Origin of the sequence: Paracoccus sediminis (assembly GCF_900188295.1) — a bacterium.
Classification (GTDB): domain Bacteria; phylum Pseudomonadota; class Alphaproteobacteria; order Rhodobacterales; family Rhodobacteraceae; genus Paracoccus; species Paracoccus sediminis.
In genome coordinates this window covers 70,282-86,315 of record NZ_FZNM01000006.1, presented here as the reverse complement: position 1 = coordinate 86,315, position 16,034 = coordinate 70,282, and the positions used below count along the sequence as shown (strand labels likewise).

Here is a 16,034-nt window from a genome sequence, read left to right as displayed (position 1 = left end):
GCTCAGCCGGGCAGGGGCGGCGGCATGGTGGGGAACATGGCGGCCAATTCGGTCATCTCGCTTGCCTTGCGCCAATTGTCCTGGCCGGGTGTCCAGACCAGCGTGTCGCGGGTAAAGCGTCCCTCGGCCGAGAGACGTTCCAGCTGAGTGCGACCGTAAGGCCCTTCCGCCTGTCCGTTCAGCGCCACATGCCAGACGGCATCATACCCCTGGGGCACAGGGGGCGGTGTGCCCGGCCCGGTTTGCGGAACATTGCCCCATGGACCCGATGACGGGCGGCCCGCCATGCCGGCACCCAGCATGGCCCCCATGGCGGCACCCACGCCCGCGCCCGCCGCGCCGGGATTCTGGCTGGCATTCACCATCGCCTCGCCTGCCGCATACTGGCCGAAACGGTCCAGATCGCCCAGAATTCCCATTGAGGTGCGCTTGTCCAGCATCTTCTCGACTTCCTGCGGCAGGCTGATGTTTTCGATATAGAATTCAGGGATGGTCAGGCCATAGGCGCTGATTGTGGGTTCAATGGCGGTGGCGACGAGCTTGGCCAGTTGGTCCGTGTTGGCGGCCATGTCCAGCACCGGGATCCCTGATTCCGCGATGACCCGAGAAAATTCCTGCACGATCACGTTGCGAATTTGAAACGCGATCTCGTCGCGCGTGAATTCGCCGTCGGTGCCGACGATCTCCGTGATGAAGCGTCCGGGATCGGTGACGCGCAGCGAATAGGTGCCAAAGGCGCGCAGACGCACCGGGCCGAATTCCGGGTCGCGCGCCATGATCGGATTCCGGGTGCCCCATTTCAGGTCGTTGAATCGCGTCGTGTTGACGAAATAGATCTCGGACTTGAAGGGGCTGCGAAAGCCGTGGTCCCAGTGCTGCAACCGTGTCAGGACGGGCAGGTTGTTGGTTTCCAGCAGATACAGGCCGGGGCCGAATGTGTCGGCCAGCTGGCCTTCGTGCACGAAGGCCGCGGTCTGGCCTTCGCGGACGGTCAGCTTGGCGCCGTACTTGATGGCGTTGCCGACCGTCGGATAGCGCCAGACCATCGTGTCGCGCGTGTCGTCGGTCCATTCGATGATCTCGATGAACTCTCCGCCCAGGATGTCGAAGATCGCCATGTCCGCCTCCTCGGGATGTCATGCCCCTGTATGCGGCCATGCCCCGTCGCCACGCAAGCCGCCAGTCAGAGACTTTGCGCCAGCAGTTCCGAGGCGATCCGGCGGACGATCGGTTCGGCCTCGGGCGCGGACATGCCGGGGCGCAGGCGGGGATCGTACAGGATTTTCAGCAGCAGTTCGTCGTGCCGGGTCAGCAGGGCGAATTCCTCGTCGTCGTTGAAGATCGACGGACGGGCGTCGGGGCTGTCATTGGCCAGCCCCATGCCTTGGGCCAATTCCTCGTGGATGCAGGAACTTTGTAGCAGGGGCGGAAGCTCGGCCCGGATCAGGGCGACGGCGTTGGAGTAGACCGGGACGGCGCCGCGCGAATAGGCGAACACCGTGCAGAAGTTGTCGGCGTCCAGATCCTGCATCACCGCGATGTCCCGTGCGGGAATCCCCGGCACAAGCTGGGCGAGGCGCGGCCCGATGGCGCGGCGTTCGTCATCGGACAGGACCATCACGATGAAGTTGCCGCCGCTGTCCGTCTGCATGACCGGATGTCCCGTCGCCGCTGCCAGACGCGATGCGAATTCGCCAGTTTCAACCCGATACACGCGCCTTGTCGCGACATCGGTCGAGGCGCCGAATTCGATCTGCAACCGAACCGGATCCTGCCAGCGCCTCAAAGGGGCCGCCGCGCCGCCGCCGCCTGTCTGGATGCCGCCATGGGCGTATTCATCCCGCAACGCGATTGCCAGAAAATTGCGGGTCAGCGTTTCGGCGTCGACCGGCGCATCTTGTGGTATGCGGTCGCGCCGCAGTCTGCCCTGATCGCGCAGGGACCGTTCGGCGCGAGCATAGAAATCCCGCTGCTCGGTGCTGGTGGCGCTTGCCATGACCACGGCCTGGGCCGCTGCGGCATTGGCCTGGCGATTGCGTTGGGCGCGGGCCTTTCGCAGATCCTCTTGCGACGGAACGGGTTTGGCCGGACGGGCCAGGGGACGCGGTTCCGGGATCGGCGGCGGGGCCGGCTCCGGCGCCTGGCAGGCGGCGACGGCCAGCAGTCCCAGCAGAAGCAGAACCGGCCGGAACATCGATCCTTGCCCCGTCATTGCCGCGTCGTCGTCGCCGTCGGAAGGGCACGGCTATCCTGCCGCTGGGCCGTCGCGCGGGCCAGCGTGTCGCGCAGGTCGGCCTCCATCTTGGTCAGGTCGCTTTCGGCGGCGGCGCGGCGGGTGCGGCCTTCGTCGGCGATGCGCAGGCTGTCCTCGATGGTGGCGATCAGTTGGGCATTGGCGGCCTTGACCGAATTGATGTCGAACACACCGCGTTCGGTCTGGGTGCGGATCTGGACGTTGGCCTGGCGCAGGTTGTCGGCGTTGCGGGTCAAAAGCTCATTTGTCAGGTCGCTGGCTTCCTTGACGGCGCGCGCGGCCTCGGCGCTGCGCTGGATCGTCACCGCTTGCGCCAGTTGCGTTTCCCACAGCGGGACGGTGTTCACCAGCGTCGAATTGATCTTTGTCACCAGCGACTTGTCGTTTTCCTGCACCAGCCGGATCGAGGGCAAGGACTGCATCGTCACCTGTCGCGTCAGCCTCAGGTCGTGGACACGCCGTTCCAGCTCGTCGCGCACGGCGCGTAGGTCGCGCAGCGCCTGGGCCTCCATGACCTGATCGTCTTCCGATGCCGCTCGCATCCTGGCCTCCAGGTCCGGGATGGCCGTGCGGTCCAGTTCCTGCAATTTTTTCTCGCCTGCGGCGATGTACAGCGCCAGTTCGTCATAGAACTTGAGCGTGTGGTCATACAGCAGATCAAGCGCCTTGATGTCCTTCAGCAGCGTCTGTTCGTGCCGATCCAGTTCCACCGTGATGCGGTCAATCTGGGTCTGGACCTGTTCGTAATTGGCCACGAACCTGGCAAAGGGCGCGGACCGGCCCAGCAGCCTTTCCCACCAGCTGCGGGTCCGGCGCATGTCCAGTTCGCTGGTCGAAAAGCCGCGGATCGTCGTCACGATGCTGCGCAGGCTTTCGCCGGCCGGACCGACCTCCTTGCTTTTGACATCGGCCAGCATCTTCTGGCTGATTTCCTGCAAGCCCGCCTGCGCCCGCGTGCCGAACCGCACGATGGATCCGGAATCGGTCAGGTCGATTTCATCCATGCGGCGTCGGATCTCGGCGGCAAGCTGGGGATCGGATGCCTGCGCGGACAAGGGATCCGATCGTGGCTCTGGCAACGCTGTCGAGGTCAGATCCTCGATCTCGGTACGGATATCCTCGGCGCGGCGGCGGGTTTCGTCGGTCATGGCGTATTTTGTATCCCTTGGGGGGCAGGGTATTGCGGCGCAGCATAGGCAGAAACCGGCGCAGTTCAACCGAATGGCGACACGAAAGGCGATCCGGTTGCCGGAAAAGCGCCTGCCACACGAATCGGCGCGCCCGTGAACCCCGGAATCCGTCCCGCAACGGTTGTTGCGACCCTGTTCGGCACCGCGACAGGGCGGCCGATCCAGACAAACTATCCAAAACGACAATTAATTAACCAATTGAATCAAACTTTATCGATACTCAGCGCGTTGCGGGGGTGCTATGTTTTTGGGGTTGCCAGTGAACGCCCCACCGGTCCGGGGCTCTTTTCAGTGATGTGCAGGTAAAGATGTCGGTTAAATTTCAGACGGTCGCTTTGGCCCGTGTCGCGGGCGCCCTTTCCAACGACAAATCGCGCCCTTGGCTGTATCGCAGCCTGATAAAGCGTCCGCTGGACATGCTGATGGTCCTGCTGGCCTCTCCTGTGGTGCTGCCGCTGGTCGTGTTGCTGGCGCTGATTATTATGACGGATGGAAAGAGTCCCTTTTATGCGCAGAAGCGGATCGGCCGTGACGGGCGCATGTTCCGGATGTGGAAGCTGCGCAGCATGGTTCACGATGCCGACCAGCGGCTGGGCGATTACCTGGCCCAGAACCCCGAAGCGCACGCGGAATGGAACACCACGCAAAAGCTGCGCCACGATCCTCGCGTTACGGGCTTTGGCCGTCTGCTGCGGGCCAGTTCGATGGACGAGCTGCCGCAGTTGTGGAACGTGCTGACCGGAGACATGAGCTTGGTCGGACCGCGTCCGATGATGCCCGATCAGCAGGAGCTGTATTCGGGCGACGGATATTATCGTCTGCGTCCCGGCATCACGGGATTCTGGCAGACGTCGGGGCGCAACGGCACGACCTTTGCTGCCCGAGCCTGGTACGATGACCGTTACGAAAACGATCTGTCCTTTTCCAAGGATGTGGCGATCCTGATGCGCACCGTGTCGGTCGTGGTGGGCCGGACCGGCTGCTAATCAGGGACGCTGTTTCAGCGCCGCTACCGCTTCGGTCGGCAGGATGGCTGCGCAGCGGGCATATCGGGGCACCAGCCGTTTGGGCGCCGACAGCATCCGCCACGCCCATTCCATCGCAATCATTCGGACCCATTCCGGCGCGCGGGTCTGATTGCCCGCCAGAAAGTCCAGCCCCGCGCCGATCGAGGCAAAGCCCACATCCGGGGCCTCTTGCCGTCCGCGTGCGGCCAGCCGTTCCTGCTTGGGCGCGCCCAGCGCCAGAAAGCACAGCCGGGCGCCGCTGTCCTGAACCTTGCGCAACAGATTCCGTGCGTCGTTGTTGTCAGGATCGAACCCCATCGGCGGCGCGATCCGCAGATCGATCCGGCAACCGGGAACAAGCCGGACAATTTCGGCGGCGGCGGCGTCCAAAGCGGCATCGGTGGTTCCGACCAGCGCCATGCCCACACCTTCGGCCGCCGCGATCTGCGCCAGGGGGATCACCAGATCGGAACCCGTCACAAGGCCCACCGGGCGCCGCGCCAGACGGGACAGCCAGACGATGGGGTTTCCGTCCGCGACCACCAGATCCTGGGCGGCATAGGCCGTGCAGAACGCCGGATCCTGGCGCAGCTTGACCAGGTGATCCAGATTGATGGTCGCCAGCGCGAAGCCCTGTCCCGCGCGGAACCGCCGCGTCACCTCGGCCAGCAGGGACGGCCGGTCGGGCATGTTCACCCGGATCAGGGCCGGGCCATAGGCAAAACGCATCAGATGTTCCGAAACCAGACGGCCAAGGCGCCGTGCCCGTTCCTTGCACCTTTAGGCCATCGCGGCAATGCGATGGATCAACCTTTCGGCAAATAGGGGATGCCGCCTGCCAGATCCGTGTCATCGATCAGGTGAAAGTTGCTGACGCTGCCTGATTTGCGCGCGGCGCCGAAGGGGGCATATTCGGGATCGGCGGCGAACGCCCGAGCCGCGTCCTTGGACGGAAACTCGATCAGGGCGACAAGGGTGCCGCCAAGGGGCTTGCCTTCCAGCGTATCCACGTTGCCGGATCGCGACAGATAGCGACCGCCGTGCCTGGCGGCGATCTCGTGCACACGGGCGGCGTAATCGGGCACCCAGGAATCGTCCGTCACCTTCACGTCCGCGATCAGATAGGCTGCCATGGGATCCTCGCGTTGTTGGGTTTACGTCCATCACAGTGCCCGTTCAAAAGGCATCCGGCAAGGATCGTCGAACGGCGCGCGGATCTGCATCGCACCCGTTGTCCTTCCGCTCGCTTGACGATAGCGTGAGCGGCGGCGAACTGCCTGAACCGACAGGCAGACGTCAGAACCGGCACTTAATCCACACGGACGGACAGCATGGTGACGCTGAAGCGATTTCTTGTTCTTGCCGGCATGGTCGTTTCGGCGTTTCCGGCCAGCCTTTCCGCCCAGGCGCCCGGAGGAGAAATGCCGCCCCCGGCCGTTACCGTCGTGACCCTGGCGGTTCAGGACATCACCCTGACCTCCAGTCTGCCGGGCCGCGTGCTCCCCTCGGCCGAGGCGGAACTGCGTCCGCAGGTCGGCGGCCTGATCGTCGAGCGTCTGTTCGATGAGGGCAGCCCGGTCGCGGAAGGCGATCCCTTGTACCGCATCGACCCCCGGACCTACGAGGCCGCCGTGGCCCAGGCCCAGGCGGCCCAGGCCCAGGCCCAGGCCCAGGCCGATGCCGCCCGGCGCGAGGCTGATCGCGTCGTGGCGCTGCGCGACCGCCGCGTGGCCAGCGAACAGACCCAGGACAGCGCCATCGCCGCCCGCGACGCCGCCGAAGCTGCTGTCAAGGCGGCCGAGGCGCAGTTGCTGGCCGCCCAGATCGATCTGGACCGCACCACGATCACCGCGCCCATCGACGGGGTGATCGGTCTGGCCCAGGTCAGCCCCGGCGCGTTGGTCACGGCGGGCCAGGCCACGCCCCTGGCCGTCATCCGGCGCATCGACCCGGTACGCGTGGACGTCACCCAATCCGCGGCTGAAATCCTGCGATGGCAGCGCATGGGGCCAGAGGCCGCGTTGCCCGCAGGCACCGACCGCACCGTGACGCTGCGCCTGGCCGACGGAAGCACTTATGAACATACCGGGTCGATGACGGCGGCCGAACCGCGCGTGGACGAAACCACCGGCGTCATCACCCTGCGGATGGAGTTCGCCAATCCCGACGGCTTCCTGCTGCCCGGCATGTTCGTTCTGGCCGACATCCCCCAAGGCCAGTTGAAAGACGCCGTCCTTGCCCCGCAGGAAGGCGTCAGCCGCGATCGGCGCGGGCGCCCCTTGGCCATGGTCGTCAACGATCAGAACGTGGTCGAGGAACGCGTGATCGAGATTGCGCAGGACCGCGGCAACCAGTGGGTCGTGACCGACGGTCTGGCACAAGGCGACCGCATCGTGGTGGCCGGCCTGCAACGGATCGCACCGGGCGCGACGGTCGTGGCGCAGGAACGCGGTGCCGAGGGCGGGGACGCCGCGCAGGAACAGCCCGCCACCGGCGAGGCGGCAGCCCCGGACGCAGCGCCCGCATCGGGCGAATGACGACCCTGACAAGCAAGGCGTGACAGATCATGGCCCGTTTCTTCATCGACCGTCCGGTTTTCGCCTGGGTGATCTCGATCATCATCATGGGGATCGGGATCCTGTCGATCCTGTCGCTGCCGGTCGCGCAATACCCGCAGATCGCGCCGCCCTCGGTCACGATCCGGGCGATCTATCCCGGCGCGTCGGCCGACACGATCTCGAATACGGTGACGCAGGTCATCGAACAGCAGATGACGGGCCTGGACGGGTTGCGCTACATCTCCTCCAGTTCGTCATCGGCGGGCGATTCATCGACCACGCTGACGTTCGAAACCGGCACGGACGTGGACATCGCCCAGGTGCAGGTCCAGAACAAGCTGTCGCAGGCCACGCCCCTTTTGCCCGAACCCGTGCAGCGCCAGGGCGTCGTAGTGGAGAAATCCACGGCAGGCTTCCTGATGGTCATCGGCCTGATCGGCAACGACGACTATGACCAGACCGACCTGTCGGACTACATGTTCTCGAACCTCGTGGACGACCTGTCGCGGGTCGAGGGCGTGGGCAGCGTCCAGGTCTTTGGATCGCCCTATGCCATGCGCATCTGGCTGGATCCCGACAAGCTGGCCTCCTACGAGATCACGCCCGGCGACGTGGTCGCGGCGGTGTCGGCGCAGAACACCCAGATCTCGGCCGGGGCCTTCGGCGCGCTTCCGGCCAATCAGGGGCAACAGCTGAACGCGACCGTCACGGCGCAGTCGCTGCTGTCCACCCCCGAGGATTTCCGCCAGATCGTGCTGCGGGCCGAGGAGAACGGCGGCCTCGTCCTGTTGCGCGATGTGGCACGGGTCGAGGTCGGGTCGGAAAACTATGCCACCGAGGCCACCTATAACGGACGGCCGGCATCGGGCATGGCGCTGTCGCTGGCGCCCGGCGCGAACGCCCTGGACACGGCCGACCGCGTCAAGCAACGCATGGAGGAATTCGCGGAATTCTTTCCCGAGGGGGTCGAATACGTCATCCCCTTCGACACCGCGCCCTTTGTAGAGATCTCCATCGAGGAAGTCGTCAAGACGCTGATCGAAGCCATCGTGCTGGTCTTCATCGTCATGTACGTTTTCTTGCAGAACTGGCGCGCCACGCTGATACCGACCCTGGCCGTTCCCATCGTCCTGCTGGGTACCTTCGGGATCATGGCGGCTTTTGGTTTCACCATCAACACGCTGACCATGCTGGCCATGGTTCTGGCCATCGGCCTGCTTGTGGACGACGCCATCGTCGTCGTCGAAAACGTCGAGCGGATCATGGAGGAGGAGGGTCTTTCCCCCCGCGAGGCGACCCGCAAGTCCATGGGCCAGATCACCGGCGCCCTGGTTGGCATCGCCCTGGTCCTGTCGGCGGTCTTCGTGCCCATGGCGTTTTTCGGCGGATCGACCGGGGTGATCTATCAGCAGTTCGCGATCACCATCGTGTCGGCAATGGCCCTGTCGGTCCTGGTCGCGCTGACCCTGACGCCCGCGCTGTGCGCGACGCTGCTGCGCGCCAAGGATCACCACGCCAGACGCGGCCTGTTTGGCTGGTTCAACCGCAATTTCGACCGCACGACCAACGGATATACCGGCGCCGTGGCCTGGATGGTGCACCGTCCGCTGCGGATGCTGCTGGTCTATGCCGGGATCGGCGCGGCCATGGTGCTGCTGTTCCTGCGCACGCCCGAAGGTTTCCTGCCGGACGAGGATCAGGGGATCATGTTCGTGCTGATCCAGGCGCCCACCGGCGCCACGGCCGAACGGACCGGCGCGGTGATCGATCAGGTTCAGGACTATTTCCTGAATCAGGAAAAGGATTCGGTCGATTCGATGTTCGGCGTCGTGGGTTTCAGCTTTGCGGGGCAGGGGCAGAACGTCGGCATCGCGTTCGTGCGGATGAAGGATTGGGACGAACGCCCCGACCCGTCCCAATCGGTGCAGGCGGTTGCGGGCCGGGCCTTTGGCGCGCTCAGCGGCATTCAGGACGCGATGGTGTTTCCCATCGTGCCCCCTTCGGTGATTGAACTGGGCAACGTGTCGGGCTTCGATTTCTATCTGCAAGCTCGCGGCGGGCAATCGCATGAACAATTGCTAGAGGCGCGAAACCAGTTTCTGGGCATGGCTGCGCAAAGCCCGCTGATCGCGCAGGCCCGCCCGTCGGGGTTGGAGGATTCGGCGCAGTTCCGGCTGGACATCGACTGGCGGAAGGCCGGCGCCATGGGGGTGACGGCGACCGACGTGGCGAACCTGTTGCAGGTCGCCTGGACGGGCGTCTATGTGAACGACTTCGTGGATCGGGGACGCATCAAGCGCGTTTATGTCCAGGGCGACGCGGGATCGCGCTCAACGCCGTCCGATTTTGACAAATGGCGGGTCAGGAACGCCGGGGGCGGGTTGGTGCCTTTCTCGAACTTCTCGATCGGCAACTGGAATTTCGGCCCCCAGGGGCTGAACCGGTACAACGGCATCCCGGCCATGCAAATCCAGGGCGCCCCCGCCCCCGGCGTCAGTTCCGGCGATGCCATGGCCGAGGTCGAACGGATCGTGTCCGAAATGCCGGGCTTTGCCGTCGCTTGGACCGGCCTGTCGCTGGAGGAACAGGAATCCGGCGATCAGACGACGCTGCTTTACGCCATGTCGCTGGCCGCCGTGTTCCTGTGTCTTGCCGCGCTGTACGAAAGCTGGTCGATCCCGCTGGCCGTCATCCTGGTCATGCCCATCGGCGTTCTGGGCGCGCTTGCGGGCGCGTATCTTGGCGGGTTCGACAACGGCGTGTTCTTTCAGGTCGGTCTGCTGACGGTGATCGGTCTGACCGGCAAGAACGCCATCCTGATCGTCGAATTTGCGCGCGAACAGTCCGAATCCGGCGTTCCCCTGTTCAAGGCCGTGATCGAGGCCGCGCGCCAGCGGTTCCGCCCCATCGTGATGACATCGATTGCCTTTACGCTGGGCGTGCTGCCGCTGCTGCTGTCATCGGGGGCCGGGGCGAACGGCCGGAATGCCATCGGCGCCACGGTGATCGGCGGCACGATCGCCTCGACCGTGATGGGCATTCTGTTCGCGCCCTTGTTCTATGTCCTGATGCGCCGCCTGCTGGGCCGCAAGGACCGGATGGACGATACCGCCGCCGCGCCCGCCGAATGATCGACAAGCTGGAAATGTTCCTGGCCGTCGCCAAGGAACGCCATTTCGGCCGCGCCGCCGCCAGCCTCGGCGTCACCCAGCCCACGCTTTCAGCGGGCATCAAGCAGCTTGAGGAGCAGCTTGGCGTCCTGCTGGTCTTTCGTGGATCGCGTTTCGGCGGGCTGACGCCCGAGGGCCAGTCGGCCCTGGTCTGGGCGCGGCGCATCGTCGGCGACACCCGTCAGTTGCGAGAGGAGATGCGGGCCACCCGTCATGGCTTGTCGGGCCAGTTGCGCATCGCCGTCATTCCCACGGCGCTGACCTGGGCCGCGCGGATCAGCGCCCGGTTCGGGGCCGCCCACCCGAATGTCGGCATGACGATCCTGTCGCGCACCTCGGTCGAGATCCTGCAAATGATCGACGATCTGGATGTGGATGCAGGAATCTCGTATCTGGACAACGAACCGCTGGGCCGGGTCAGCACGGTCAGCCTGTATGACGAACGCTACATGCTGGTCTGCGGCCCCGATGCGGCCCTGGCCGGGCAGGACCGCATCGCCTGGGCGGATCTGGCGGGCCATCGGCTGTGCCTGCTGACGGGCGACATGCAGAACCGCCGGATCATCAACCGCAACCTGATCGAGGCGGGCGTGGCCCCGCAGGCCACGGTCGAATCCAGTTCGACCGTGGTTCTGGTCGCACATGTGCTGGAAGGCGGCTGGATCACCATTCTTCCCGAAGACATCGCCGCCTTTCTGACACAGGGAAAGCTGCTGCGCATGATCCCCCTGGACGGCGCGGGGGCCAGCCATTCGGTCGGTCTGGTGGCGCCGTGGCGCGAACCGCACACGCCGGTGCTGGAGGCCTTGCTGGCCGAAGCGCGGCGCATGGTGGACGATAGATAGTTTCTATCAATCGACGGAACAACGATATTGATTTCGGATTGTTCCGCCTGCTTAGATGGTTTCCGAAAGACCGTTGAAAGGCCAGCCTATGCATGTCCATGCGCCAGCCCCGACCGAGGAGGAGATCCGTGGCGTCGTCATGCCGCTTGCCTCGCTGGAAGGGCCGCTTCTGCCGATGCTTCACGCCGTGCAGGATGTCTGGGGTTTCGTGCCGCAGGGCGCCGTTCCGGTGCTTGCCGACATCCTGAACCTTGGCCGGGCCGAGGTGCACGGCGTTATCAGCTTTTATCACGATTTCCGGGACCATCCGACCGGGCGCCACGTCCTTAAGATCTGCCGGGCCGAGGCCTGCCAAGCGATGGGCGGCCATGCGATTGCGCAATCCACGCTGCAAAAGCTGGGCATCGGCTGGCACGGCACCACGCCCAACGGTGCGCTGACGGTAGAGCCGGTCTACTGTCTGGGCATGTGCGCCTGCGCCCCCGCCGCCATGGTCGATGGCAAGGTCGTTGGCCGGGTGGACGAGGCCCGCATGCACCGCATCCTGGCCGAGGCGGGCGCATGAGGATTTTCGTTCCCCTGGACAGCGCGGCCAAGGCGCTTGGCGCCGACGAGGTGGCCGATGCGCTTGCGCAGCAGGCCCAGGCGCGTGGCGTGGACGTGCGGATCGTCCGAAACGGCACGCGCGGCATGGTCTGGCTGGAGCCTCTGGTCGAGATCGACACGCCCGAGGGCCGGATTGGTTACGGAAACGTGACCGCCGACCAGGTGCCGGATCTGCTGGACGGCAAGCTGAACGGCCTGGGCCGCGTCGAGGACATCGACTGGTTTGCCCGCCAGACCCGCCTGACCTTTGCCCGCTGCGGCTTGACCGATCCGCTGGACCTGGACGATTATGCCGCGCATGGCGGTCTGGTCGGCCTGCGCCGCGCCATCGGCATGACCACGGCCCGGATCGTGCAAGAGGTCATCGACAGCGGCCTTCGCGGACGCGGCGGGGCAGGGTTCCCCACCGGCATCAAGTGGAAGACCGTGGCCGAGGCGGAAGCCCCGCAGAAATACATCGTCTGCAATGCCGACGAGGGCGACAGCGGCACATTCGCCGACCGCATGATAATCGAGGGCGATCCGTTTTCCCTGATCGAGGGGATGGCGATCGCGGGCCTAGGCGTCGGCGCCACGCGCGGCTATGTCTATCTGCGGTCGGAATATCCCGATACCATCCACGTCCTGACGCAGGCGGTCCAGATCGCGCGCCAGCGGGGGTTGCTTGGGCCTGACGTGCTGGATTCCGGTCGCGCCTTCGACATGGAGGTTCGGACCGGCGCGGGCGCCTATGTCTGCGGCGAGGAAACCAGCCTGCTGAACAGTCTGGAGGGCAAGCGCGGCACCGTACGCGCCAAGCCGCCTCTGCCTGCGCTTCAGGGCTTTCTGGGCCGGCCGACGGTCGTGAACAACGTGATCTCGCTGGCGACGGTCCCGGTGATCTTCGAACGCGGCGCACAGCATTACGCCGATTTCGGCCTGGGCCGGTCGCGCGGCACCGTGACCTTGCAGATCGCGGGCAATGTCAGGCGCGGCGGGCTGTTCGAAACGGCCTTTGGCATGACCCTGGGCGAGGTCGTGAACGACATAGGCGGCGGCACCGCCAGCGGACGCCCGGTCAAGGCCGTGCAGGTCGGCGGCCCCTTGGGCGCCTACATGCCGGTATCCAAATTCGACACGCCGATGGGATACGAGGAATTCGACAGCCAGGGCGGGCTGATCGGCCATGCCGGGCTGGTGGTGTTCGACGACACCGCCGACATGCTGCGCATGGCCCGTTTCGCGATGGAGTTCTGTGCCGTCGAATCCTGCGGCAAATGCACCCCCTGCCGGATCGGCGCCGTGCGCGGCGTCGAAACCATTGACCGCATCGCCCAGGGCGATCCCGCCGCGATCCCGCTGCTGACCGACCTGTGCGAGACGATGAAGGACGGATCGCTGTGCGCGCTCGGCGGCTTCACGCCGTTTCCGGTGATGTCCGCCCTGACCCATTTCCCCGACGATTTCGCCACCTTGCAGGAGGCAGCCGAATGAGAGACTTCATCATCCCCCAATACCCGCCGGGCGCCGAACCGCACGACGACCGCGACATGGGCACCCCCGCCAAGGTCGGCCTGCCGGTCACGCTGACCGTGGACGGTTTCGCCATCACCGTGCCCGAAGGCACCTCTGTGATGCGCGCCGCCGCCGAGGCGGGGATCATGGTCCCCAAGCTGTGCGCCAGCGACAACATGGAGGCCTTCGGTTCCTGTCGCCTGTGCGTCGTGGAAATCGAGGGCCGTCGCGGCACGCCCGCGTCCTGCACGACCCCCGTCACCGAAGGCATGGTCGTCCACACCCAGTCCGACAAGCTGCGCCGGATGCGCAAGGGCGTGATGGAGTTGTACATCAGCGATCATCCGCTGGATTGCCTGACCTGCGCGGCCAATGGCGATTGCGAATTGCAGGACATGGCGGGGGCCGTGGGCCTGCGCGACGTGCGTTATCAGGCGCCCGAGGATCGCACCTTGCTGAACCACTTTGCCCGACGCGACGGGGCGGGGGTGAATGCGCATTATGTTCCCAAGGATGAAAGCAACCCGTATTTCACCTTTGACCCGGCCAAGTGCATCGTCTGTTCCCGCTGCGTCCGCGCCTGCGAGGAAGTGCAGGGCACCTTCGCCCTGACCATCGAGGGGCGCGGTTTCGACAGCCGCGTCCGCGCGGGCACGCCCGAGGACAGCTTCCTGACCTCGGACTGCGTGTCCTGCGGCGCCTGCGTGCAGGCCTGCCCGACCGCGACCTTGCAGGAAAAATCGGTGATCGAGCTTGGCACGCCCGAACGGTCGGTCATCACCACCTGCGCCTATTGCGGCGTGGGGTGCAGCTTCAAGGCGGAACTGAACGGCGACCAGCTGGTGCGCATGGTCCCCTACAAGCACGGCAAGGCCAACCGGGGCCACAGTTGCGTCAAGGGCCGCTTCGCCTATGGCTATGCCCAGCACAAGGACCGGATCCTGAAGCCCATGATCCGCGACAGCATCGACCAGCCGTGGCGCGAGGTCGAATGGCCCGAGGCGATGGCCTTCGCCGCCGCCAGGCTGAAGGGCATTCAAGAGAAATACGGCCGCAAGTCGGTGGGCGTCATCACCTCCAGCCGCTGCACCAACGAGGAAACCTATCTGGTCCAGAAACTGACCCGCGCGGTCTTTGGCAACAACAACACCGACACCTGCGCGCGCGTCTGCCATTCGCCGACCGGATACGGGCTGGGCAAGACCTATGGCACATCCGCCGGAACGCAGGACTTTGATTCGGTCGAACAGGCCGATGTGGTGGTCATCATCGGCGCCAACCCGACCGACGGCCATCCGGTCTTTGCCAGCCGCCTGAAAAAACGTCTGCGCGACGGGGCAAAGCTGATCGTGGTGGATCCCCGCCGCACCGACATCGTGCGATCCGCTCATGTCGAGGCGCAGTATCACCTGCCGCTGAAGCCCGGCACCAACGTTGCCGTGGTCACGGCGATGGCGCATGTGATCGTGACCGAGGGGCTGTTCGACCAGGACTTCATCCGCACCCGATGCGACTGGGACGAATTCCAGTTCTATGTCGATTTCGTCAGCGACCCGCGCCATGCGCCCGAAAACGTGGAACTGCTGACCGGCGTTCCCGCCGCCGATCTGCGCGCGGCGGCGCGGCTGTATGCCACGGGCGGCAATGGCGCGATCTATTACGGCCTGGGCGTGACCGAGCACAGCCAGGGATCGACCACCGTGATCGGCATCGCCAACCTTGCCATGCTGACCGGCAATATCGGCCGGGTCGGCGTGGGTGTGAACCCGCTGCGGGGGCAGAACAACGTGCAGGGGGCCTGCGACATGGGGTCGTTCCCGCACGAACTGCCGGGCTATCGCCACGTCAAGCTGCCAGATGTCCGCGCGATCTTTGAAAAGGCCTGGAACTGCGCGATCGACCCCGAACCCGGCCTGCGCATCCCCAACATGCTGGATGCGGCAGTGGAGGGCACCTTCAAGGGCCTATACTGTCAGGGCGAGGATATCCTGCAATCGGACCCCGACACCCATCATGTCGCGGCCGGGCTTGCGGCGATGGAGTGCGTGATCGTCCACGACCTGTTCCTGAACGAGACCGCGAACTATGCCCATGTCTTTCTGCCGGGATCGACCTTTCTGGAAAAGGACGGCACCTTCACCAATGCCGAACGCCGCATCAACCGTGTCCGCAAGGTCATGGCGCCCCGCAACGGTTATGAGGATTGGGAGGTGACGCAGCTTCTGGCCAATGCCTTGCTGAAGGAAACGGGGGGCGCGGCCTGGCATTATACCCATCCCCGTCAGATCATGGAGGAGATCGCCGCGACGACCCCCAGCTTTGCCGGCGTCACCTATGACGTGCTGGAGGAGAAAGGGTCAGTCCAATGGCCCTGTAATGAATCCGTGCCGGACGGCACGCCCTTGATGCATGTCGATGGCTTCGTGTCGGGCAAGGGGCATTTCATGGTCACGGAATATGTGGCGACCGACGAGCGCACCGGCCCGCGCTTTCCGCTGCTGCTGACCACGGGCCGGATCCTGGCCCATTACAACGTCGGCGCCCAGACCCGGCGGACCGACAACGTCGCCTGGCACCCCGAGGACATCCTGGAGATCAACCCCCACGACGCCGAACAGCGCGGCGTCAAGGATGGCGACTGGGTTCGGCTGGCATCGCGCGCGGGCGAAACCACGCTGCGGGCGACCCTGACCGACCGGGTGGCGGCGGGGGTGGTCTATACCACCTTCCACCATCCCGCGACGCAGGCCAACGTGGTGACGACCGACTTTTCCGACTGGGCCACGAACTGTCCCGAATTCAAGGTGACGGCGGTGCAGGTCAGTCCTTCGAACGGGCCGACCGACTGGCAGGAACGTTACAGCGAGCAAGCCGAACGGTCCCGCCGGATCCTGACGGCTGCGGAGTAGC

General features: G+C 65.3%; 12 protein-coding genes. 7 read left to right on the top strand and 5 right to left on the bottom strand.

Annotation, left to right across the window (positions count from 1 at the left end; translation table 11 throughout):
• Positions 1-2 precede the first annotated feature (2 nt).
• From CHB77_RS10330 to CHB77_RS10320, 3 genes are all read right to left on the bottom strand, one after another.
• Positions 3-1,118: an SPFH domain-containing protein gene (locus tag CHB77_RS10330; protein ID WP_089388130.1), complete on the bottom strand. Its 1,116-nt coding sequence runs from the start codon at positions 1,116-1,118 to the stop codon at positions 3-5.
• A gap of 65 nt (positions 1,119-1,183) precedes the next feature.
• A complete protein-coding gene (locus tag CHB77_RS10325) occupies positions 1,184-2,194 on the bottom strand; it encodes a DUF2927 domain-containing protein (RefSeq protein WP_089388129.1) in 1,011 nt (336 codons plus the stop codon).
• 14 nt (positions 2,195-2,208) lie between these two features.
• Positions 2,209-3,402: a toxic anion resistance protein gene (locus CHB77_RS10320; RefSeq protein WP_089388128.1), complete on the bottom strand. Its 1,194-nt coding sequence runs from the start codon at positions 3,400-3,402 to the stop codon at positions 2,209-2,211.
• A gap of 350 nt (positions 3,403-3,752) precedes the next feature.
• Here CHB77_RS10320 and CHB77_RS10315 point away from each other — a divergent pair, with 350 nt between their 5' ends.
• Positions 3,753-4,430, top strand: a complete 678-nt coding sequence (locus CHB77_RS10315; RefSeq protein WP_089388127.1) for a sugar transferase — start codon at positions 3,753-3,755, stop codon at positions 4,428-4,430.
• Here CHB77_RS10315 and CHB77_RS10310 read toward each other — a convergent pair whose 3' ends face one another.
• Complete coding sequence (locus CHB77_RS10310) at positions 4,431-5,180, bottom strand: WecB/TagA/CpsF family glycosyltransferase (protein WP_089388126.1); 750 nt, start codon at positions 5,178-5,180, stop codon at positions 4,431-4,433.
• A 77-nt stretch (positions 5,181-5,257) separates the two neighbouring features.
• Positions 5,258-5,584 (bottom strand): DUF1330 domain-containing protein, encoded by a 327-nt coding sequence (locus CHB77_RS10305; protein ID WP_089388125.1) that lies wholly within the window; start codon positions 5,582-5,584, stop codon positions 5,258-5,260.
• 198 nt (positions 5,585-5,782) lie between these two features.
• On the opposite strand from CHB77_RS10305, the gene CHB77_RS10300 reads away from it, so the two are divergent.
• From CHB77_RS10300 to fdhF, 6 genes are all read left to right on the top strand, one after another.
• Positions 5,783-6,988 (top strand): efflux RND transporter periplasmic adaptor subunit, encoded by a 1,206-nt coding sequence (locus CHB77_RS10300; RefSeq protein WP_089388124.1) that lies wholly within the window; start codon positions 5,783-5,785, stop codon positions 6,986-6,988.
• Positions 6,989-7,017: 29 nt separating this feature from the next.
• Positions 7,018-10,140 carry an efflux RND transporter permease subunit gene (locus CHB77_RS10295; RefSeq protein ID WP_089388123.1) on the top strand — a complete coding sequence of 1,041 codons (3,123 nt, stop codon included), beginning with the start codon at positions 7,018-7,020 and terminating at the stop codon, positions 10,138-10,140.
• On the top strand, positions 10,137-11,024 hold the full coding sequence (locus CHB77_RS10290) for a LysR family transcriptional regulator (protein WP_089388122.1): 888 nt from the start codon (positions 10,137-10,139) through the stop codon (positions 11,022-11,024). Before CHB77_RS10295 ends, CHB77_RS10290 begins: the two co-directional genes overlap by 4 nt.
• A gap of 88 nt (positions 11,025-11,112) precedes the next feature.
• On the top strand, positions 11,113-11,589 hold the full coding sequence (locus CHB77_RS10285; RefSeq protein ID WP_089388121.1) for a formate dehydrogenase subunit gamma: 477 nt from the start codon (positions 11,113-11,115) through the stop codon (positions 11,587-11,589).
• On the top strand, positions 11,586-13,103 hold the full coding sequence (locus CHB77_RS10280) for a formate dehydrogenase beta subunit (protein ID WP_089388120.1): 1,518 nt from the start codon (positions 11,586-11,588) through the stop codon (positions 13,101-13,103). The genes CHB77_RS10285 and CHB77_RS10280 overlap by 4 nt, the downstream gene beginning before the upstream one ends.
• Positions 13,100-16,033 (top strand): formate dehydrogenase subunit alpha, encoded by a 2,934-nt coding sequence (gene fdhF, locus CHB77_RS10275; RefSeq protein WP_089388119.1) that lies wholly within the window; start codon positions 13,100-13,102, stop codon positions 16,031-16,033. The genes CHB77_RS10280 and fdhF overlap by 4 nt, the downstream gene beginning before the upstream one ends.
• Position 16,034 lies beyond the last annotated feature (1 nt).